Origin of the sequence: Cytobacillus sp. FSL H8-0458 (assembly GCF_038002165.1) — a bacterium.
GTDB lineage: Bacteria > Bacillota > Bacilli > Bacillales > Cytobacillaceae > Cytobacillus.
In genome coordinates this window covers 2,285,113-2,308,102 of record NZ_JBBOBR010000001.1, presented here as the reverse complement: position 1 = coordinate 2,308,102, position 22,990 = coordinate 2,285,113, and the positions used below count along the sequence as shown (strand labels likewise).

Genomic DNA, 22,990 nt, shown 5'->3' with positions numbered 1-22,990 from the left:
ACGCCTTACAATAACCAAAATGAAAGGGTTTACGATGTGGAAAAAATGAAAACCTTTGCTAAAACTCAAATGCCAATTTATATTCAAATATCACAGGACATTCGAAGCCAAATCGTCAGCGGCCATTATAAACAGGATGAAAAAATTCCAACCGAGGATGAAATTGTAGTCAAGTATGGTGTCTCACGTATGACAGCCAGAAATGCTGTAACCGAGTTAGTGAATGATGGGTTAGTTTACCGCGTTCAAGGAAAAGGAGCGTTTGTTGGAAATGTTAAATTAAAACGCAGCCTAAATAAAATTACTGGGTTTCATCAGGATATGCTCGAAATTGGCCTTCATCCCAGATCAAAACTATTGGAATTCCAAAAAAGACCCCCAACCGATAAAGAGTGCCAAAAGTTAGCCATCCGGAAAATAAACAGAGTCTTCTCCATCAAGCGGATCAGGTATATTGATGATATTCCTTATGGGTTTCAAGAGTTAGTCATACCTGAATATCTGGTTCCAGATTTAGCCTCAGTTGATCTAGAACATCAATCGTTTTACTCCTACTTAGAAAATATCAACAAGCCCATTAAAAAAGCCGAACAACATATGGAAGCTGTCATGAATGACCAGGTAGCAGTCACGTTGGGTATATCAGATAGTATTCCCTACTTTTCTTTTGAAAGAATTTCCTACCTTCATGATGGAAATCCAGTTGAACTTTTACACTCCTATTTTCGAGGAGATAAATTCTCCTATACAATCAATCTTTCCAGTGAATAATCCAGTCTTGATTATAGAATCATATTTTCGAGAAAGTACCGGTAAATCCGTCGAACCAATACAAAAAGGTAAATAGAAAGGGGAAATTATTTTGAACTTAAAAGGGTATGCTCAGGAGATGTTCCGGTCAGAGCTTGAGGATGCAGTAGGTCCGGAAAATGTGTTAGACGTGGTGAATGATGCCCAAAAGGATTTGGCAATCGACCAATATTGGCTGACCTATATGTGGAAACAAAAGAATGAAGAACTGCCGATGCCTTACTATATTATAAGGCCGGAAACGACCGAAGAAGTCTCAAGGGTGATGAGAATCTGTAACACCTATAAGGTGCCGGTTGTCCCAAGAGGTGGAGGATCAGGAACCCAGGGCGGCGCAGCCACTATGTATGGAGGAATCGTGCTTGACGTTACTCGGATGGACAAAATTATCAACATTGACGAAGAGTCGTTAGTTTTAACGGCCCAGCCAGGAATCAATGGACGTGTCTTAGAAAATAAACTTAATAAACATGGATTCATGCTTGCCCATTACCCATCCTCGGTGGATATGGCTACATTGGGAGGGTATCTTGCCGCAAGAGGTTCTGGGGTTATGTCCACTAAATATGGTAAAGCGGAGGACATGGTTCTATCTGTGGAAGTTGTCCTGCCAGATGGAAAAATAGTTGAAACCCTGCCTGTTCCCAATCATGCCTCCGGCCCGGGCTTACTGCAGCTATTTGTGGGTTCAGAAGGGACACTAGGGGTGATTACCAAGATACGCATCCGCTTGGATCCATTACCGGAAGCACGTTTATTCCGGATGATTAAATTTAATGAAATTCACGATGGAATTGAAGCAGGACGGCAAATCATGATCAACCGATTAAACCCTGCTGTCATCAGGCTGTATGATCCAGGATCCACACAAAAATCGTTGAAGGGAACCGGATTGGATGTAGACGGTGTCAATATGGTACTCATGGTGGATGGATTTAAAGGCATCGCTAATGAACAGATGAATAAGGTGTTAGAAATCTGCCTCGAAAATGGAGGGACTGATTTAGGGGAAGAGCCGGGATTATACTGGTGGAATACCCGTTATGATTTCTACCGCCCACCGCTTCAGCCGTCATATCCGCTTTTATATGGAACAGTAGAAACCATCACGACCTATGACAAAATCCACAAGCTTTACGATGAGAAAAAACAGCTGGTGGAGGAAAAGTATAAGGAATATAACGCAGAATATATGGCCCATTTTTCTCATTGGTATCCATGGGGAACGATGATTTATGACCGATTTTATATTGCCAAGCCTCCAGAAGACTCTAGGGAATTATTCCGGTTGCATAACCAAATTTGGGCGGATTGTTCACGGGTCAATCTAGAAAATGGAGCACTATTAAATGAGCATCATGGAATAGGCTTTAAGCTTGGATATCTCATGCCGGAGCTTTATGGAGATATGTTTGATGTTTTATTAAATATTAAAAAAGGCATCGACCCTAAAGGAATCATGAACCCAGGGAAGTTAGGATTTGGCATTTGGTAAACTAGTTGATTAATAGTTTAGTAGAAGGAGTGGAGTTATGAAAGCCTTATGCTATGTTGGCCCCAATGAATTAGCCGTTAAAGAACGAAGCATACCTGAAATCGGGCCGGGGGAAGTGCTTATTAAAGTAAACTATGCAGGGATTTGCGGGACCGATATGCTTGCCTATCACGGCGGGATGACCAAACGGACAAAGCCTTCTGTTATTTTAGGCCATGAATTTTCAGGAACTGTTTACGAAGCTGGAGCTTCTTCCAGCTATCAAAAAGGGGACAGAGTAACGGTTGAGCCGATTACCTCCTGCGGCGAATGCGACAGCTGCCAAAGAGGAGATTATAACCTTTGCACGATTGCTTTTAACCTAATTGGCATTGATAGCGATGGGGCATTTGCCGAATATATTAAAGTTCCGGAGTCAAAGGTTTACCGGCTGGGAGATACCATTTCGATGCAGGACGGAGCCTTAATCGAACCGCTTGCGGTGTGTGTCCATGCCGTGGAAAAAGGAAAAATAGCAGCCGGCCAAACGGTATTAGTGGTTGGCGGCGGTCCAATTGGAATTATTACCGCACTGACCGCCCAACAAAGAGGGGCAAAAGTACTCATCTCAGAAATTAGTCCGTATCGAATTCAGGTTGCCAATCAATTGGGGTTTGAAGTGTTGAACCCAACAGAGGAGAATTTCTTTGAACAAATTAATGAAATAACCCATGGCCGGGGTGTGGATGTTTCCATCGAAGCAACTGGTACCAACAATGGGATGGTTGCCTGTATTGAAGCCGCCCGCACAAAGGGGATCGTTGTGATAACCGGTCTTCCTAAGAAGAATGCCGATTTTGATGTGTATCGCATTATCGCAAAAGAATTGCAGCTTGTCGGAACAAGGGTCTATATGAAAGAAGATTATGATCAAGCCATTGAATTGCTTTCGTCCGGAGGGCTGGATCTGAGCAGCCTCATTAGCAAGGTAGTTCCGCTAGATGGGGCAATTCAGCAAGGGTTTGAAGCGATTGACAACGGCGAGAATGTTATCAAGATTCTCATTTCAATTTCAGATGAGGATGAGAAGGTATGAGTGAACAATACGTTTTAGGAATTGACCATGGATCAGGCGGATGTAAGGTCACCTGTCTTAAGTCTGATGGAACCATTTTTTCAGAAGCTTATGTCCCATATCCCTCTCTTTATCCCCATCCTAAGTGGGTGGAGCAGGAACCTGAAACGTGGATCAAGGCTGCCTTTGAGGCGATATCCAAAGCAACGGAGAAATTAGGCCCGTATGGAAGGAAGAATATTAAGGCGCTTAGCTTTACTGCCCCACATCATGTGGCGGTTTTACTTGATAAGGATCGTCAGGTAATCCGTCCGGCCATTATGTGGAATGACCAGCGTTCCGGGGAACAGTCGCAACAACTGAGAGAGCTATATGGAAAGAAAATATTTGAACTTACTTATAATGCACCAAATCCGACCTGGACACTCAGCCATCTATTATGGCTGAAACAGTATGAGCCTTACCAGTATGGAAAGATCGACAAAATCCTCTTTATGAAGGATTATGTCCGTTACCGTTTTTCTAGCCAGATGGCTACAGATTATATCGAGGCGGAAGGTACGCTTTTATATGATATTCAAAAACAGGAATGGTCTGATTTTTTACTTTCACTAGTTGACCTAAATGAAAGCGTATTCCCATCGGTTTTATCGCCGACGGATGAATGTGGAACCATTTCGTCTGATATCGCTAAATTGCTTGGACTTTCGGAAAAGACAAGAATCATTGTCGGCACGGCGGATACCGCTGCTGAAGTTTATGGTTGCGGCACCATCAAGGATGGTGATGGTGTTGTCAAGCTGGCAACAGCCGGAAACTTTTGTCTGGTTACTGATACGGTTACCAAGAATGAAAAACTAACTACCTATCATCATCTTGTCGATAATTTATTCTACCAAAATAGCGCGACCAATTTCGCTGCCGCTTCTTTCCGCTGGTTTAAAGAAAGCTTTTTTCAAGAGTTTGAGGAGATCATGAAGACTCCATCGATTTATCCTGAGATTATGAAACAGGTTAAATTAATCACGCCGGGGTCAGAGGGGTTAATTTTCCACCCTTACTTAAATGGCGAGCGTTCTCCGCATTGGGATCCATACTTAAGAGGAAGCTTTTTTGGCTGTACAGCCCGCCATTCCAGAAGCCATTTTGCAAGAGCTGTCTTGGAGGGAGTTGGTTTTTCTCTGAAGGATTGCAGTTTGCAATTTCCTAATAAAAACTTGAAAAAAATACGGATTATTGGGGGAGGAAGTAAAGGTAGGGAATGGGTGCAGATTATCGCAGATATCTTAAACGTGGAATTAGAGGTTCCGGCCAGCAGTGATGCTTCCTTTGGAGCCGCCTTGGTTGCAGCCACAGGAATTGGCTGGTTTGCTGGTTTGAAAGAAGCAGCTCAGGCTACTGAAAGTGTAATATATAGCCTGGCGCCTAACGAGAAAAATATAGGGGGTTATGAGGAGTTATTTTCCATCTACCAAGAATTACATTTACGGACATATGAATTGTCACACAGACTCTCACAATTTAGTTCCTAGCTATTTATCGGGATAGAAGTTGTAAAATTAGGAGTTAGCCTTTCCTAAGGCATTCTATATAAAGGGAGTGGAAAATTGATGAGAAAAAAATGGTTTCTATTATTCTTAGTAAGTAGTTTAGTAGCGGGGATCCTTTCAGGGTGTTTAGGCAGCTCGGCGAAGCCAACGGAAACAAAAGAGGAAACAAAGAAGGAAGGTGACACCATTATTCGGATTGCTTCTGTAGAAACAGGACCAGAAACAATGGAAGTTCTGCAAAAAGCAGGAGAAGAGTACGGGAAGCAATTTGGAGTCAAAGTGGAAGTAGAAGCAGTTCCACTAGCAGATATTTTTACAAAAATAAATGCCAGCTACGGAACTTCAGCCCAATATAGTGCGTTTTTGACCGGTTTTATTGGACATATATCTATTCTAGAGGAACAAGGAAAGTTAGCTGAAGTGGACGATATCATTGAAAACCTTGGCGGTAAGGAAGACTTCTACAACGGGCATATCTTGTTTCCAATTAAAGGGAAAACGTACTGGATTCCATATGATTATAACTTAGCGTATGGATACGTTCGAACAGACTGGTTAAAGGAAAAGGGATTATCCGTTCCAAAAACATGGGATGAATTTGTTAACGTCGCGAAAGCATTAACGGATAAAGAGAATAATAAATATGGTTTGATTATGCCATTATCCTCTGATGGGGCGACAAACTGGATTACTAGCAGCTTATTGTGGGCCAATAACGTCCGAATTTTTGATGACAATTGGAAGGTCATTCTTGATTCAGATGATATGAAGCCAAAGGTGGTTGAATCTCTTAACCTTTTGAAGGAACTTCACCCGTACATGCCGGCAGAGGCGACAAGCGCTTCCTATGCCGAGATGACAGAAGCCTTTATTTCTGAACAGGTAGGCATGACCTTTTACTCTGGAAGATTAGTTGATATTTTGGAAACTAAAAATCCAAGCCTAGCAGATAAATTTCAAGTGTTTGGGATCCCAATGAAGGATGGTAACAGTGTAGCGGCTTCTCTAGGCTATGATTCCATGGCAGTGTTGAAGACCGATCATACAGATGAAACAAAGAATTTTGTGGAATGGTTCTATAAAGAAAAGCTGAATGATTTCTTGCATACCGATGGGGTTCATTACTTCCCGGCTCAAGAGTCTATTTATAACAGTGAAGAATGGCGTTCCGACCCAATTATTACGAAATATTGGGAAACGGGTGTGGAGCCGCAATATGAAATTTTGAAAAATGCAGAATTGCACTCCATCGACTCAGATGGACCTGAAACGGATGCACGTCCAGGTAAAGTATTTGAAGCATTCTTAATTCCAAAGTTATTCCAAAAAGTCACGTTAAATAACGAGGGCCCTGAAAAGGCTGTGGAAGAAATTGCAGATGAGATAAGAAAGATAGTTGGAGAGAAATAGAGTTTAAGTCAGGCAGATTCTAGAGATCTGCCTGGCTCCTCTACGAATAGGAGGCGATTAAGATCGAAAGGAAGCTTTCCAAACGAGATATTACCCTGGTACTCCTTTTTTTGATACCCGGTCTACTAATATTCACATTCGTGATTATTATTCCTACAGGCTTTGCCATCAGCTATAGTCTTTACGAAGCCTCCAGCTTTGTGGGACTCCCAACGTTTGTCGGTTTGGAGAATTATCTGAATCTCTTGCAGGATACAAGGTTTTGGCGGGATTTATGGCAAACATTAGTCTATGCACTTGGTTCGATATTTTTGCAAATTATTTTTGGTATTGTAATTGCCTTAATCCTTAATCAGCAATTTAAGGGAAGGGATTTTGTCAGAGGGGTTTCTGTTGTCCCTTATATCATTCCAGTCATTGTCGTCACTATGGGCTGGGAATGGATTCTTGATACGAACTTTGGAATTATCAACAAAGCATTGGCATCCCTGGGGTTAGGTAATATTAATTTCTTATCTATGGATCTTGCCATGTTCACTTCCATCCTTTTATCTGTATGGACATGGACTCCCTTTGTCACTCTTGTTTTCCTTTCAGGCTTACAGACGATATCGCATGATTTGTATGAGAGTGCGACACTGGACGGGGCCAACAGCTGGCAGCAATTTTGGAGAATTACGATTCCTATGATGAAAGACTTGTTAATTACGATTGTTCTTCTTCGCGGACTTTGGATGTTTAATAAATTTGACTTGGTGTGGTTGTTAACGGGCGGCGGTCCGCTTGAAAAAACAGAAACATTGCCAATCTATATTTATTTAAATACGTTCAAGCTTAATGAAGTGGGCTATGGAGCGACAGTGGCAGTCACTTCCGCTTTTTTCATGATGGTTATTATGTATGTTTACTTAAAAATTACTAACTATTCACCAGAGAAAAAGCGTTTGAAAAAAAGGAAAGCGGCGGCGAAGATGGAGCAAGTGTCAAGTCAAGGAATCTCTATTAAAGGAGACGGCAGCCTATGAAAAGGAGCATAAGGTCTCAGGCCACAATCTATATCCTGGCAGCTTTTGTATTTCTCTATTCTTTTTTTCCGATCTATTGGATTACGATCTCACCATTACGCGGGGTCAAAGGCTTTTTTGAAGATAGTACCTCCTTATTGCCTACATCATTTGATTTAACCTTCTTCATTAATATATGGAACGAGACGAATTTCCCATTATATTACAAGAATAGTTTCATTGTAGCGGTAGCTACGACGGTTGTTACTGTTATTTTTTCAAGTCTCATTGCCTACGTGCTGACTCGTTTTCAGTTTCGTGGAAAAAATTTACTGTTAAATGGTATGTTAATTGGCTACATGCTGCCGCCGATGTTATTAGCGATTCCACTTTTAGGAATGTTCATTTCCTTTGGTATTGAGGATTCGTTATTTGGGTTAACGATTTCCCATATTGCGATGACGTTGCCGTTTGGAGTGTGGATGCTTAATAGCTTTTTCAAGACGATCCCTTTTGAGCTGGAGGAAAGTGCCTGGATGGATGGAGCAAGCCGGTTTCAGGCATTGTATCGAGTGATTTTGCCTTTGCTTATTCCTGGGGTTATCAGTGTAGGGGTCTTTTCGTTCATAGTATCCTTTACGGACTATACGTTTGGGCTTATGATGGTTTCTTCGGAAGTGAATAAAACGATTCCTATCGGGTTAGCGGGAATTAAAGAATCGACATCCCTTCAGCGCGGAGAATTGCTCGCTGGTGCAGCGATGATTATTGTTCCAATGGTCATCCTATTTTCCTTCGTTACTAGATACTTTATTAAAGGGCTGACTGCGGGAGCAGTGAAGGGTTAAACCAGGGAGACGGCTCTACAGGGTTTTTTTGCATAACAATGAACACAATGCGGACGGTTACCTGGCCCTAGGCCGGAAGAGCGTCACCGTGGCAGTTGGGAGATGAACGGCTATGTTTGAATTGGATGTTAAAGAGCGAAACGTTGTTGTTACAGGCGGAAGCAGTGGAATCGGGTTAGCTATTTGTCAGGCATTTTTACAAAAAGGAGCGAACGTGAGTAATTGGGATATTCAACAAACGGATGCAGTGAAGCAATTGTTGGCAGAATACCCTTCTAGTTTTCAGTATCTCGAATTGGATGTTACTGAAGAAAGTGCAATCTTAAATGCGGTGGGGAACACGTGGGGAACGGTCGATGTTCTGATCAACAATGCAGGCATTATTAGTAAATCAAAGCTTGAGAATATTTGTGTGGAAGGCTGGAATCGGATCTATGATATTAATGTCCGGGGCACAATGCTGGTGACAAAAAATCTTTTGAGGAAATTGAAGGTGTCAGGGAGAGGGCGGATCATTAATCTTTCTTCCATGACTGCAAAAGTTGGATTGGAGACTTACAGCCTTTATTCCTCTACGAAGGCAGCTGTTTCTAATTTGACAAAGGTGTGGGCGCTGGAATTGGCCAAGGATGGTATAACCGTTAATGCTCTATGTCCCGGATGGGCTGACACAGCAATGAAGGAGAAGCTTGTTCAAGGGATTGCCGAGATTCATGATATTCCTTATGAAGAGGCGGAGGAGCTTATTTTGGGACATGTTCCGCAAAAAAGGTTTATTCAAACCGAAGAAATAGCCTTCAGCTGTCTCTTTCTAGCCAGTACACTGGCACAAGGAATCAGTGGGCAGGAGCTATTTATTGATACTGGATTAACGAACTTGTTTAAACCAGGGCTGCATGTATCTAATAAGTAAGGAGGTCCTGTTACCATATGATTAATTCCTGTTTCCAAATCTGGTTTTTTATATGTAGCTTGTCAATTAGGGATATTACAGAGGATGCAGTTCTTATATTAAAGCAACTATTTGAGAGGAAGAGGTTAAGAATTTAATCCTCGAGATTATTAGGCAAAAGATGCCTATTGAGAATTCAACATAAATCGTCTTTCATGTCGTGAACTAACCAAGGTGCATGCCCTCTGTTAACATATAAAGTTAACAGAGGGCATGCACCTTTTTAAACCTGCTATTAAAAAATCCAATTACCATCCCTTCCTCAACTAGTTTATAATAAAATTGACCAATCTAATGGGAAAACTCTATTCAGATTACTCACGAAGTTTAAGAAGGTGAACAAAATCAACATCATCGAAACAAGGGTGAGAAGTTTCATTGAAGATATTCAGCACCCTAAGCAAAAGAAGAAGTTAAACATAAATGATTTGGAATTTCAGCTGCGCAAATTGCTGGATGATTATTATGAAATGGACGGTTATTCGCTATTTTATGAAGCCATTCAATCATTGCAGGACGAAGGGCAGCTGGCACCTATACATAATCATCAATACAACGGGAAAACCCCGTCTATGCCTTTATATTTCTGGGTGAACGTGAAAGCTCACACCGGCAAATGGGATCGTCTCGAGATGATGAAGTTAAATGATCGGTTCGATTTTTCGTTTTATGAACGGCACCCTGAATGGCAGACGAAAGAGGAATGGAGCCGCGTCAAGAATTTATATGCTTTTCTCCAATCCAGCGGCGAACGGGAAACCGTTTCACTTGAGGAAAGAAGCCTGGAGCTGTTCGGCCATGAAAAATTCCTGCAGGATGTGATCAGTTTTCCTGATGGAAAAGGTTTTTTAGCACGAATTGGTGTATCTGAAGAGCAGCTGAAAGTGGTTAGATACGGGGAGCCTTTTGTGTTTTGGATGAAACAGGGAAAAGAAATTAAAGATATTCAGCGAGTGCTGATTGTTGAGAATCTATCATTCTTCCATACTTCCATTCAATTATTGGAAAGCGATCTGCTGGATTACGAGCCGGAACTGATCATTTATGGAGAAGGCACGAAAATTGAACGGAGCTTTTCGTTTTTCTTTAAAATTTTCCCGGCTAAATCGTATCTCTTCTATTATGCAGGAGATCTTGATGCTGCGGGCTGCGGAATCATGACCCGGCTGATTGAAAAATATCCGGAATGCTGCATTCAGCCTGCATTGAAAATTTATCGTAAAATGCTTGATTGTATGGAACAAAGAAATGAACAGAAATCTGGCCAGCTTCAATATCTTAAATACCGTGATGCTTTCTTCAAGTGGTTTACGGAAGAAGAGCAAAAACTCTTATTGCAATTATGGCAGGAAAATAAACGGATTCCTCAGGAAGTGCTGACAATTGAAACATGGAGGAGATGGATGTGAACGAGTCATGGGAAGGATTCGCCCAGCGGATGCAGCGTTTAAACCCGCTGTTTGAGCTTGGAAGAGGAATGGAAGTCGGAGAGCTGAAGCCTCATATCCAGACGATTCTGATGCACGTGCTCCTCACCATTTTCTATCGGGAATTGAATGATGATGATCATCGGAGAAAATCGGATATCAAATATATGGTGGAAGATTCGATTAAACAAATGAAGCTTTTGGCTGATGAAAAGCAGATTGAACGAATCACAAGCGGGCTTCTGTATCAGGGAAAAGAAGAATACAGCAGGCCGTTTGAAGCCCTTTATTACGATGAAATCAGACAGTCATGGGAGACGCAGGTATTCCGCTATGTGACAATGGATGAATTATATACAAACCTGGAGATGGGCGGATCAATCGTCTATAAGCTCACAGATGTCTCACAGGAAATGATTTTCATGAGCAGGGAAATGGCGGAGGAATTCTCGATCACCATTGAACAGCTCTACAGTATGCAGCTGATTAAAAACGGTAATTTCCGCAAAGCTACCCGAAACCTCGATCACCTCATTTCACGGGTCAACCGCTTAATGGCAAGAGAATTCTCCTTTCAAAAAGAAATGATCAATAATCCCAAAATCTTATTGATGGAAGAAGAAATGCAAAGGGCTGATAACCGTGCGGAAATTGAGAAGCAATTTGAAGAAGAGAAAAATCACTTCCGTACCATCAGCAGTATGATTGAGAAGACAAAACGCAGAAACGAGGAAGATGATCACATTCAAAGAGAATTGATCCTCCTGCAGGAAAAGATCGGCCATACAAGGCAATTGCATGACCGTTTTGCCAAGCTTGTGATTCAGAATATCTCCTATGAAATGAAATTAAAAGCGGAAAACCCTTCACTGTTTTGGGAAACAAGCCTGGTTTCGTTTCGGGAGCACATTTATGAAAATTGGTTCATGAAGGAGGGGGCATCTTCCTTCGATCAAGTTGAGAAGGTACTGGGTCCTTTATTCTCGCCAAAGAATGAATTTATTTTGCCCATGGATTGGATCTGGGGCGAACAGGAATTTGATGAAAAGCAGCTGACAGAGACAATGGAGGAAGAAACGGAAGAGGAAAGTATTACCCATCAGCGGGTAACGAACTGGGATTCTGTTATCAAGGCCTGGAGCTATGTGTTTCAATATTTGCAGTCATACGGAGAGTTTTCCCTGGCTGATTTAACGACATTGCCGCTTGAGGTGCAGGATTTATGGTTTGAAGAATCGGAAACGATTGATTTATGGATGATGTTTGATAAAAAGCCGCTGAAGGTTCAGGTGCTGCATCGGAGGGAAGAGACGCTGAGCGATGAGAGGGAGATTCTCCTCTATAAACTGATGCAAGAGTATCCGCAATTCCAGGTGTTTGAAGGATTGAAACTTTATACCGAGTTTGATCATCGGGCGGAACCTTTCATCTGGTATCAAATGAAAATCACTCCGTTTAAAATTTGTGTTCAGGAGGAGAAATGATGAGTGCAGATAGTATTAAGACTGCATCAGCAGTTTATTTCACGCTATTAAAAGATAAGGTCATCGATGAAAACAGCGAGCACTTTCAGGCGTATTTCGATCCTGATGTAAGACAGACGGTGCTTTTAATGGCAGATGAATCCGGGACCTTTATAATTGAATCGCCGAAACGGATTCAGCTCGTTGTACAGCCGACCGGCTCTGTTTTTGCGACGAATTTTACACATATGAAGGACAGGCATAAACAGGTTGAAACAAAAAAACACTTTCACCTGATGAGCGTTGTCATTATGGCATTCCTGGCGGGCATCGACCGCAATCAGGCGGCTAAGATCCGCACGAAGCGCGAAGGGATCAGCTTTTATACATTGGAACGGCAAGTGAATGATGTCATCATGAATTGGGATAGCCTGCTTAAAGCAAAGCAGGATTTCGGAGAAGAAGTAAAAATTGATATGAGAGACGTTGTGACGACATGGAAATACATGGAGGTCGACACAGATGATTATGGAGCCAGGAAAGCCAATCGCAGAACGCGGATTGGTTTGATTGCAAGTGCCATGCGTCTTTTGGAAACAGAAGGACTCATCGTCATTCTGGATCGGGAGGATATACCGAAGGCGATTCCAAAGCAGGAGTTATTTGAACGGATTGAATACCTGTATCATGACTATGACCGTTATGAGATGTTCAAGGAATTGATGAAAACAGAGGAGGATCAGCATGCCGAAAATACATCGAATTAGAATTGCCGGCCTGAAATATGATGGCATGCAAAAGCAGTATAGGGACACCACATTTAACTTTCATAATGAGGAAACCTCCACAAATGGCCTCATTTCGATGATGAATGGAGGAGGGAAAGGTGTTTTCCTGCAGACCATATTTCAGATCCTTAAGCCGGGTACCGCATGGGGAAAGCAGAATAATCGCTTTTATCAGCAATTCTTTTTTAATAATAAAGAGCAGTTTATTCCTTATACCTTTCATGTTCTCATACAGTGGGAGCTCGACGGGGCTGACCGCAGGCATTTGGTGACGGGCGGAATGTTTTCAGCAGACCAGCGTATTTCAATGAATGAAGAGAGCGGAGAAAGTAAACCTCTTGAACAGGAAGCGAAAATTGTCCCGAATATTACCTTTTATACAAGGGAGTTTGAACGAAAAGAAGAAGCATCTCTTGAACATATTCCGCTTTATGAAGATGGAGAACTGGCTGAAACAGAAGGCCTGAAGGATTATTTAAAATGGAATGGGTACGATGTTTACCGGGATACAAAGAAACACTACCGAATTCTGGATACATATGGGATTAACCGAAAAGATTGGGATATTATGAAGGACATTAATAAGGATGAAGGCGGCGTCGGAAAATTTTTTGAAGGTGCTGAAGATGATCATTCCCTGTTCCAAAAGCGGATCATTCCTACAGTCAGTCAGGTTCTGCACCGGACGGAGCATCATAAGAACGATCTGGTGGAAATTTTTAAGAGTCAGGCAAGCATCGCGAAGGACCTCCCTGTTCTGCTGAAAAGAGAGCAGGCACATAAAGAATTCCTGGAAGATATTCTTCCTTTTGAAGAGAGTCTGGCAAAGGGTGTCGGGCATAAGGGAATTGTGGAGGACAGTATTAAAGCTGGAAGACAGCTGCTTGGCGCTTTGGAGCATTTGAAGAAAACGGAAGAAGAAACACTCATTGAGCTGGAAAAAGAAATCGAAAAATTAACAGGCAGGCAAGTGGATCTGCGTTTTCAGAAAGATAATCTTGAGTATGCAAAAGCTCACCGGGAAGTGCTGGATTGGGAGAAGAAATTAGCGGAAGAGCAGAAGAAGCATATAGTTCTGCAGGAAGCGGTGAAGGAAAAGCAGGAGCGAAAAGACGAGCTGGCTTTTCAGCTGTTACTAAAAGAATGGCATGAAGGGGAACAAAGCATTCGCGCGCTTTCCCAGCAAATTGCGAAGCTTGAGCAGAACAGCGGCCTGGAGCAAGTGAATCAAAGAATGGATGAAATCAAAAAAGAGGCGGCACAGCAATGGGAGAAATCCTCCGCTGCCATTAGGGAAGCCGTTCAGCAATATTCCGGATATCAAAGGTTTTTAAAGAAAAAAGCAAACGACCTGTCAAAGCAGGATAAACAAAAGACCCAGGAGATTGCTCAGCTTCGTACAGAAATTGATTTTCTTTATACCCAAATTCATGAATTTGAATCAAAAGAAGAACAGCTTATCGAGGAATTCGGTGACCGCATCACCTATGATTTAACGGGTTTTATTGAAAATCTGAATAAACAGATAGAAACCAAAGAAGCGGCACTCAAAGATATACAGGCAAAAGAGCATAGATCAAATGAAAAGCAGAATCAGCTTGCTTCTTCCCATGGTACACTCGCACAATCCATTCAGTTCTCAGAAGAAAAGTGTGAAGAGCTAAAAAAGAAAAGTGAAGGGCAGCAGCAAAAAGAAAAAAAGCTGTTCGATCAGCTGCAAGGTGTTCTGCAAGGTGTAACAGCACCATTCACGAATGCCCTTATATCAAAATATGCCCTGGAAGTGGAAGAGCTCCTCGTTCAAAATCGCGAGCATGGGGAAGAAATAAAGAAAGCGCTCTGGGAAACGCAGCTGGATTATGCCTTGAATGATGAGCATTTCTGGATTGCCAATAATGATGTTAAGGAACTGAAGGAATGGATTGATGAAAAGACGGGAATTGACGTATTTTACGGATCCCAATTTCTCCAATCCTTAAAGAAGGATGAAATGTCGAGCCACAAGCTTTCTCATCCTCTTCTGCCGTACGGCTTAGTAGTCAGCAGGCCGCAATGGGAAAAAATCAATAAGCAGGTCCTTGGCGGAAGGATGTTTAAAAGTCCGGTCCCGATTTTTATGCGGGAAGAAATGGCGGGCGAAAATCAGCAGAATGCCTTTGTGATGATCACCGGGACGGAGAAGGAGCTGCTGGCGGATAAAAATCAGTTCACAAACTGGAAAATCCAGATTGTGAAACAAATAGAAGAAAAGAAAGATACACTTGCAGAGTTAGAAAAAACAGAAACTGCACTGCGCCGTATTATAAAAGAAATCGACCGGTTCCTTTCCCATGACCTTGCCTGTGATATTGAAAAAGTACTTCTTCAGGAAAAGGAAGCCCTGCTTTCAAGGAGAACGGAATTACAGGCTATCATCGTGCAGGAGGATAAAGAAAAAGAACTGCAGCTGGGACTTAGAGAACAGCTGGAAAAAACGAAGAAAAAGATTGAAAAATTATCTAAAGATGCCGAATCCTTAACGGAATTTAAACGTGAAAAGTCGATGCAACAGGAAAATAAACGGGTAAAGCAGGAAAAAGAGAAACAAAAGGAAGCTTTCGAGAAGCTGCAGAGTGTGCTGGGAAACGAGCTTCAGACCATTGCTGATCTTCAGGAAAAGTGGAGTCAGACCTATCTGGAATGGAAGCTGTCAGCCGAGCAAAATATTAAGAAGATCGGCTTCTTTATTGACGGTGCTGCTTTTCCAGCAAGTGAGAAAGCAGAAGCATCTGAGGAGGTTCCTCGATTATCACCCTATATTTTAGAAGAAATCAATGGCAGTATTGAGGAGCTTAAACAGCTTCAAAAATCAAAAGAAGAACAAGCCAGTGAACTGCTCGCGATTCAGGCGACTAGAGAATCCGAACAGAAACAGCAAAGGAAGCTGGAGAAAAAACTTCATGCTCTTAATGAAGAGTGGAAGGATGCTTCTGTACCTGATGAACCAATAAGTATTTTGGAAAATATGGTTCAGACAGCTGCGAAGGAAACAAAGGCAGCAGAAAAAGAAGAGCGTGAGCAGGAAAAGGCCGTAACCATTGCGGAAACCTCCTTAAAGCATGGAATGGATCAGCGTAAAAAATCCTCTAAAAAAGTGGCCAAGCATGATCAGCAGCCTGAAGAATGGGAAGAGCTTGATCTGGAAGTGAAGACGGTTGAAATCACTGACCAGACCAAACAGACAAATGCTGAAATAAAGAAAACGGAAGAGCGCAAAAAAGAGGCAGAACATAACATAACTGAGTTTGAAAAAGATCAATTGCATTTATCCGTCATTCTTAAAGAGGAAGCGGCAGCTTTTTCGGATGAGGATATAGAAAAAATAAAGAGTCAAGGAAAGCAAAGCATCCTATCCTGGAGTGAAAAACATCAGGCTATTCAGGATGAAGGGCAAGAAAAGCATGCGAAGATTGAACAATCACTAAGAAATTTAAAGCTTGCCATTGAAGGAAAGGATTGGGAAATCCGCTTTAAGAATGAAGTCTTAACTACGCTTGATCATATGGATACAAGGCATTATGCACATATTCAAAGTGTCGTCCAGAACATGAAGCGCTTTTCACAGAGCGGCCTGGAACAGCTGGAGCGCGACAAAGAAAGGGCGGAAAAAGCACAAAACTTCTGGGCAAGCCGGGCAAGCATGAAGGTAATGAGCATTTCAGAGGCAATTCGCTCGATGATTGCAAAAATGAAGCTTAAGAATGAAAGGGGTTCTTTCCCGCTCGTCCAGCTTAAAGAAGATATACTGCCTAAAAAAGCGGAAGATGTTGAACCTTTACTGAAACAGCATTTCGTTTCAGCCATTAATAAAATAACGAAGCGATTTGAGATGATAGATGATAATAATCAGATGCTGGATCAGGAAATCAAACAACTTATCAGTGATGAGCAAATTTTATTTGTTTCCCTCAGAAATCGCTATCCGGAGCTCCTGGTATATAACATGCGTACAGACAATGCCTTTATGTACGGTAAACCGCAGCGTGAGCATTATTCGACCTGGCAGACGATCAACCAGGGTTCAAGGACAAAATCCGATGGCAGCGGAGGTCAAAAGCTATCTGCCCGCATGGTCATGATGATGATGCTTCTTTCGGTCAAGAGTGAAACCGATCAAAGCTGGGTTCCGTTAGTCTGTGATAATCCATTCGGCCAAGCAGCTTCTGCCCATGTGCTTGATCCTATTTTCGCTGTAGCCGATAAGCTGAAGTTCCAATTCATCGTCGTCACTCCGCCTGAATTGGTGAAAACAGAGATCAGCCAGAGATTCGACGCGTATTATAAATTGGACTTCATCCGTGAAAAGGGTAAAGAGATTGTGTCGGATACGATTGTACCGGCTTTTCGGATTTATCAGGGGGAGGGAGCTGTTCATTAAAAATTGCAGAATGATAATGTTAAGTGTTGTGTATATATCCTACTTTCTCCTTGGGACATTCTATTACGAGGTTAAAAAGTAATTGGGGAGGCGTTAGCAAAAGCTAGCGTCTTTTTTGCAATTTTAAAATAGCTGGAATTTGAAAAAATGAAACAGCCGAAAAATAGATGAAAGCAGGTAAGGTAGAAGAAAATGGTCGACATGACAGCTTTTCCCCTTTCTAATCAATTTCTAATCTGCTTTTCAGAGAATTTTAGTTTTCGGCAGGTACATTACAAGTATATAAATTTTAGGAGGAAAACAAAATGAAGATTGTAATTGTACCATCGGGGTTTAAAGAATGCATGGATGCAGAGGATGTTGCTTTGGCGATGGAAAGGGGAGCAATGCGGTATAATGAGTCAGCAGAAATCGAAGTATTACCCATGATTGATGGGGGTGAAGGGTTTGCCAAAACCATTACACGAATAAAAGGGGGTGAATTAATTTACGTGGAAGCTACCGGGCCTGTAGGCAAAAAAATACATACCTACTTTGGCATGTTTGAAGAGAACGGGGAGCAGACTGCTGTAATTGAGATGGCAGCTGTTGCTGGGCTGAAGCATGTTCCGTTGCTGGAACGCAATCCTTTGTTAACGACAACTTATGGAGTAGGCGAGTTGATTCTTGCTGCACTTAACCATGGGGCAGATCGAATTTTAATCGGTTGCGGCGACTCTGGAACATCAGATGGAGGAGCTGGAATGGCTCAGGCACTTGGAGTAAAGTTTATGGATACCAATGGGGAAATTATTGATATTAATGGCGGAGCTGATTTATTAAAGGTTAAGCATATTAATGCCTCTGGTACCGATAAGCGTATTAGTGAAGTGGAAATTGATGTAGCCTGCAACTGGGAGAATGTTTTATGCGGGGAAAGGGGCGTGGCAAGAGTATTTGGACCACAAAAAGGTGCAACGCTGAAACAGGTAGGCATATTATCTGATGCTATGGACCATTATGCTAGCTTAATAGGAGATACCTGCGCAATGGATATAAGAATGATGCCGGGAAGCGGGGCCTCAGGCGGGCTCGGGGCAGGTTTGATAGCTTTTGCAGGTGCATCTCTCCATCCGCGCTTTAGCCTTATTAAACAGTATATTAACATAGAAGAAAAAATTGCAACCGCTGACATTGTGCTAACCGCAGAAGGCAGTATTGATTTCCAGACTCCCCATGGAAAAATACCAACAGAAGTAGCGCGAATTGCCAAAAAATATGGAATTCCCGTTATTGCCATTACCGGAACCATTGGAAAGGGAGCCGAATTAAGTTATGAAGCAGGCATTGATGCTTTCTTAAGTATTATTCAAAAGCCAACTTCACTTGAGAAAGCTATTCTCTATGCACCTGAATGGATTGAAGACAGTACAGAATCTGTGATGAGACAGATAGCCATTGGGCTGAGGATTGCCAAAAGAAACAGGGTCAAAGAAAGGGCAGTCTGATATGCAGACAAGAATAGAAAAGCATAAACATAGCGGACATCAAATGGTACTAACTGATCGTATTTTAATGCGGACGCTCGCCATTATCCTCGTGCATGTCCTTTTTCTACTAGTGACTTTCTTTCTGGATGGGCTGGACTACAAGGCAAAGGTATCTTTATTTGCTTTTTTCTCCGCCATGACCCTTTGGGTCACAACGAAGTTTCCAGCAGGATATGTCGCACTTGCTATTGTTTGCTTCATTGTTTTAATGAAGGGCGGCAGCCAGGAGTTGTTATTCCATTCCCTCTCGGAAGAAGTAGTATGGCTGATGTTTGGGGCATTTATAATCGGAGAGGCTGTTACACAATCAGGTTTAGCTGCCCGATTCGTTGAATTTATATTAAGGAAAAGCCGGACTGCAGGAAGAATGAAGTTAGGGATTATATCATTTATTTTCTCTACAGCTTTTTTTATCCCCTCCACTTCCGGACGTGCCGCAATGGCAAAACCCATAATCACCCATGTTGGAAGCAGGTTATCTGCAGGAGAGAAAAGGGTTCTGGCGGTCACAGTGCCAATCGTCATATTAATGAGTACATCTGCTGTTTTAATAGGAGCTGGATCTCATATAATTGGCATTGGCCTCCTAGAAAGTGCTACGGGTCAGTACATCTCCTATTTACAGTGGCTGGTGTGGGGTATGCCGTTTGCTCTAGTGGTTACAATTTTGTCTGTTTTGGTCATTAAATGCTTGATGGGACGGGAAGAAGAATCAGCAGATTCAGCCCGCCGGGAGACTAAAACAAACATAGAAGTAACAAAACCTTTAACTAAGGCGGAGAAAAAAACTTTATTAATAGTTGCCTTCCTATTAGCAGGATGGATGACTGAAAACGTACATGGGTACGATCTTGCTTTTGTAACAGTCCTTGGAGCAATCGTCATGACGCTCCCCAACATAGGTGTAATCAGTTGGAAGCAAGGAATTAAATCAGTATCGTGGAATCTTATTCTGTTCGTGGCAGCAGCGACAGCACTTGGAAGGATACTTGTTGAAACCGGTTTGGTTCAATGGCTGGAAGGAAAATTAACCGGCTTTCTCTTTTTGTTAAGTCAGGCCCCTGGCTGGATTATGGTACTGGGAATTTTGCTGATTACTTCAACGAGCCATTTATATATTACTTCCCATACTACTAGGGCAATCGTTCTGATGCCAGGAATTATTCTGTTTAGCCAGTCAACAGGAATTAGTCCTTCTGCAGCCGTCTTTTTAAGTTTAATAGGAATGAATTATTGTATTACTTTTCCTGTAAGTTCAAAAGCACTGCTTCTCTTTTATGAGGATGGGGATTTAAGTTATGATGCAGGGTTTTTGACTAAGTTAAGTGCTATACTTTTGCCGGTTTACATTACGGTTGCTGTTGTTTTTTATTGTACTTATTGGCAGTGGACAGGAATGAGTCTCCATTAGGTCAAATAACGAAATTAGTATTTTTTCTCTGCATGGCTATTCACCTTCCTCAATAAACTCATATTGGATCAGCTTGCAAAATAAGAATTAAAGTATTGCCATTTGGCAGAAAGTATGCAATACTTGGTTGAAAATATAAATTTTATACAAATTCTTATCCAGAGAGGTGGAGGGACTGGCCCTGCGAAGCCTCAGCAACCCCTGATTATGTCAGGAAGGTGCTAATTCCAACAGAGTTGACGCTCTGGGAGATAAGAGGTCGTTTTGATAAGTAAAGGCCTCTTATAAAGAGGCCTTTTTTTGATGCTCTTTTATAGTATGAACTTGGTTTAGATTAGAACGAAGAAAGAGGAGGAATGGCAAAATGGAAAACGGCGTTATACAGGTACCGGAAGCATATTCGAGGATATTACAGGAATCAGATGTGCTCGGCTTCGGGCAGTCATGTGATATAAAAACAGGATTTTTACTGAAGGGGCTGGCAGCCTCTAAATCTGGAGGAAGCTTTTTAGAGCTGGGAACAGGTACGGGAGCGTCTGCTTCATGGATCATGGATGGGATGGATGAAGGCAGTAAGCTTACGACCGTTGACATAGATCCGACAGTGCAATCGATCGCGAGAAAGTATCTCGGTAATGACAGCAGAATCACATTTTGCTGTGAGGACGGAGCAGCTTTTATTCAAAATCTGTCGGAAGGGTTCGATTTTATTTTTGCAGATACATGGCCGGGGAAATTCGAGCTTCTGGACAAAACCCTGGATCATTTAAATATCGGCGGTTTTTATGTGATTCATGATGTGTTTCCGCAGCAGAAATTGCCTGAAGAATTTCAGATCAAAGCAACTAAACTTCTAAAAACTCTGCAGGACAGACCTGACCTGGACATAACAGAATTGGATTGGTCTACTGGGCTGATACTGGCAGTTAAGACAGCGGTTTGACAGATGAAATATGAGGGGGAGTTCCATGGAAAACATTAAAAATCAGGTTAAAAATGTATTGCATGAAGGTGAAAACATTATTGAATGTTTAAGCTGTTCATTAGTTGCACATTACTGTTTAGCACCGCAGGCAGGCTTATTTGCAGCAACGAACAAAAGACTGCTATTCTATGGAATCCCGGTATCAGAAACAAACAAGGAATTAGTTGAAGAATTTGCGTATAGCCATATAACTTCCATTGAAGAAAAAAGGGGGATCACCGGGAAGCATATTCATATTTACTATAAGCAAGACTTGTACAAATTCCAGCAAATCCAGGGGATGAATTTGTTTGATTTTATGGTGGCTGTTAAGGAAAAGATGAGCCTGTTTACCACTTCACTAAAAGAGCGTTATCCTGTAAGATAAGAGCTCTTTTAGTTGAATATTTGACTTAGTCTAAAGGCTAAGATAACTTTTCCATGCATTAGCGATTAATTGGACTCCTCTCTCAATCTCGTCCATCGAGGGGGCGCCATATCCAATCATCACTTGATTGTCTGGCTTGTGAAGATGATACATAGGTAAAACAGCATCGATTTCAACTCCCGCCGACTTTGCCAGTTCAATTGCTTTAGATTCATTCAATCCTTCTGGTAATGTCACGATGATATGCAAACCTGCTGTATCTCCAATTATGTCAAAGTGTTCTCCTAAATGTTTTGACAGGCTATCTATTAAACAGCTCCTTTTAGCTCTATATAAAGTTCTCATTTTTGCTATATGGGATAAATAAAATCCTTCTTCCATAAACTTTGCAGCAGCTCTCTGATCGATTCTTGAAACAGTCGACTTTTGATAAGCATTAAATTTTTCAAAGTCTTGCTTCAGGGCTGCTGGCATAACCAGATAGCTGATCCGAAGTGATGGCAGCAATGTTTTTGAAAAGGTGCCGAAGTACAGTATCCGCCCGGTTGAATCCAGATGGGATAATGATGGGATTGGTGCCCCTTTGTAACGAAATTCAGAATCATAGTCATCTTCGATAATGTAAGCAGACTGTTTAATTGCCCAATTTAACAGTTCAACCCTTCTGGCAATAGACATAATTGTACCGGTAGGATATTGATGAGCAGGTGTGGTGTATAATAATTTTACAGGCTCATCAGCATCAGGCACACCGCATCCTCCCTCATCCACAGAAATCGGATAACATGGCAGCTGTAATTGCTCAAAAATAGATTTAGCCCGAATAAAACCTGGATCTTCTATTCCGATGGCGCTCCGTTTAAAAAACAAACATACATTTAGCAGCTGCTGTTGAAATCCGCTGAAGATATACACTTGCTCCGGCTGGCAGGCCAGCCCTCTAGCTTGCTGTAAGTATAGTGCAATTTGGGCACGCAAAGAATATTCGCCCTGCCACGGTGCATTGCCGGCATTGGATTCATTAAGCTCTTTTCTGTATAATCGGCTCCAATGTTTATAGGGGAAGGCTGAGGCATCGACCTGCCCATTTTTAAAATTAATATGAAACTCGTTCTGAACTCTTTTCTCCAATTCCATTGTATTAATCTGACTATAGTGCCATTCATCCTGAATTTCAGAAACAAAATAGCCTCTGCGTTCTGCTGAATAACAGTACCCTTCACTCAGCAACTGTTCATAAGCCATCTGAACAGTTAGGATGCTCACGTTCAATTGTTCAGCCAGCCGCCGCTTTGCAGGAAGTCTTGAATGTGCTGACAATTTTCTATCTAAAATCGCAAGCCGGATTTGTTCATAAATTTCTTTATACTTTATTCCATTTTCCGTAAGCAGAATTTGAAATTCCATCGAATCATTCCCTGGTATTATATTAAAATTCGTTTTTGGTTATTTTTATCATACCAGAATTCGGTTTTAATTG

17 protein-coding genes and 1 riboswitch are annotated in these 22,990 nt (G+C 41.9%); of the genes, 16 read left to right on the top strand and 1 reads right to left on the bottom strand.

Annotated features, from left to right (window positions below; genetic code table 11):
• The first annotated feature begins 45 nt into the window (after positions 1-45).
• The 16 genes from NYE23_RS11180 (at position 46) to NYE23_RS11105 (ending at position 21,510) form a co-directional block, all read left to right on the top strand.
• Positions 46-771: a GntR family transcriptional regulator gene (locus tag NYE23_RS11180; RefSeq protein WP_341080697.1), complete on the top strand. Its 726-nt coding sequence runs from the start codon at positions 46-48 to the stop codon at positions 769-771.
• Positions 772-862: 91 nt separating this feature from the next.
• Complete coding sequence (locus NYE23_RS11175; protein WP_341077868.1) at positions 863-2,305, top strand: FAD-binding oxidoreductase; 1,443 nt, start codon at positions 863-865, stop codon at positions 2,303-2,305.
• 37 nt (positions 2,306-2,342) lie between these two features.
• Positions 2,343-3,380, top strand: a complete 1,038-nt coding sequence (locus NYE23_RS11170) for a zinc-dependent alcohol dehydrogenase (RefSeq protein WP_341077866.1) — start codon at positions 2,343-2,345, stop codon at positions 3,378-3,380.
• Positions 3,377-4,891: a xylulokinase gene (gene xylB / locus NYE23_RS11165; RefSeq protein ID WP_341077864.1), complete on the top strand. Its 1,515-nt coding sequence runs from the start codon at positions 3,377-3,379 to the stop codon at positions 4,889-4,891. Before NYE23_RS11170 ends, xylB begins: the two co-directional genes overlap by 4 nt.
• Positions 4,892-4,969: 78 nt before the next feature.
• The gene (locus NYE23_RS11160) at positions 4,970-6,319 is read left to right on the top strand and encodes an ABC transporter substrate-binding protein (protein ID WP_341077861.1); all 1,350 of its coding nucleotides are present in this window, start codon (positions 4,970-4,972) and stop codon (positions 6,317-6,319) included.
• A 110-nt stretch (positions 6,320-6,429) separates the two neighbouring features.
• Positions 6,430-7,344: a carbohydrate ABC transporter permease gene (locus tag NYE23_RS11155; RefSeq protein ID WP_341077860.1), complete on the top strand. Its 915-nt coding sequence runs from the start codon at positions 6,430-6,432 to the stop codon at positions 7,342-7,344.
• Entirely contained in the window at positions 7,341-8,171 is an 831-nt protein-coding gene (locus NYE23_RS11150) for a carbohydrate ABC transporter permease (RefSeq protein WP_341077859.1), read from the top strand. Before NYE23_RS11155 ends, NYE23_RS11150 begins: the two co-directional genes overlap by 4 nt.
• A gap of 112 nt (positions 8,172-8,283) precedes the next feature.
• A complete protein-coding gene (locus NYE23_RS11145; RefSeq protein WP_341077857.1) occupies positions 8,284-9,084 on the top strand; it encodes an SDR family NAD(P)-dependent oxidoreductase in 801 nt (266 codons plus the stop codon).
• 374 nt (positions 9,085-9,458) lie between these two features.
• The gene (locus tag NYE23_RS11140) at positions 9,459-10,532 is read left to right on the top strand and encodes a Wadjet anti-phage system protein JetD domain-containing protein (protein WP_341077856.1); all 1,074 of its coding nucleotides are present in this window, start codon (positions 9,459-9,461) and stop codon (positions 10,530-10,532) included.
• Positions 10,523-12,034, top strand: a complete 1,512-nt coding sequence (locus NYE23_RS11135; protein WP_341077854.1) for a hypothetical protein — start codon at positions 10,523-10,525, stop codon at positions 12,032-12,034. Before NYE23_RS11140 ends, NYE23_RS11135 begins: the two co-directional genes overlap by 10 nt.
• Positions 12,034-12,780, top strand: coding sequence for a DUF6063 family protein (locus NYE23_RS11130; RefSeq protein WP_341077851.1), 747 nt, complete (start codon positions 12,034-12,036; stop codon positions 12,778-12,780). The genes NYE23_RS11135 and NYE23_RS11130 overlap by 1 nt, the downstream gene beginning before the upstream one ends.
• Positions 12,758-17,218 (top strand): hypothetical protein, encoded by a 4,461-nt coding sequence (locus NYE23_RS11125; protein WP_341077849.1) that lies wholly within the window; start codon positions 12,758-12,760, stop codon positions 17,216-17,218. The genes NYE23_RS11130 and NYE23_RS11125 overlap by 23 nt, the downstream gene beginning before the upstream one ends.
• Before the next feature lie 305 nt (positions 17,219-17,523).
• On the top strand, positions 17,524-18,705 hold the full coding sequence (locus NYE23_RS11120; RefSeq protein WP_341077848.1) for a glycerate kinase family protein: 1,182 nt from the start codon (positions 17,524-17,526) through the stop codon (positions 18,703-18,705).
• Between the two features lies 1 nt (position 18,706).
• Positions 18,707-20,158, top strand: a complete 1,452-nt coding sequence (locus tag NYE23_RS11115; protein WP_341077846.1) for an SLC13 family permease — start codon at positions 18,707-18,709, stop codon at positions 20,156-20,158.
• A 151-nt stretch (positions 20,159-20,309) separates the two neighbouring features.
• Positions 20,310-20,416: riboswitch (SAM riboswitch) on the top strand.
• Between the two features lie 106 nt (positions 20,417-20,522).
• The gene (locus tag NYE23_RS11110; RefSeq protein WP_341077845.1) at positions 20,523-21,101 is read left to right on the top strand and encodes an O-methyltransferase; all 579 of its coding nucleotides are present in this window, start codon (positions 20,523-20,525) and stop codon (positions 21,099-21,101) included.
• 25 nt (positions 21,102-21,126) lie between these two features.
• A complete protein-coding gene (locus NYE23_RS11105; protein ID WP_341077843.1) occupies positions 21,127-21,510 on the top strand; it encodes a PH domain-containing protein in 384 nt (127 codons plus the stop codon).
• Between the two features lie 30 nt (positions 21,511-21,540).
• Here NYE23_RS11105 and pdxR read toward each other — a convergent pair whose 3' ends face one another.
• Positions 21,541-22,917, bottom strand: a complete 1,377-nt coding sequence (pdxR, locus tag NYE23_RS11100; RefSeq protein WP_341077842.1) for a MocR-like pyridoxine biosynthesis transcription factor PdxR — start codon at positions 22,915-22,917, stop codon at positions 21,541-21,543.
• Positions 22,918-22,990: the final 73 nt, after the last annotated feature.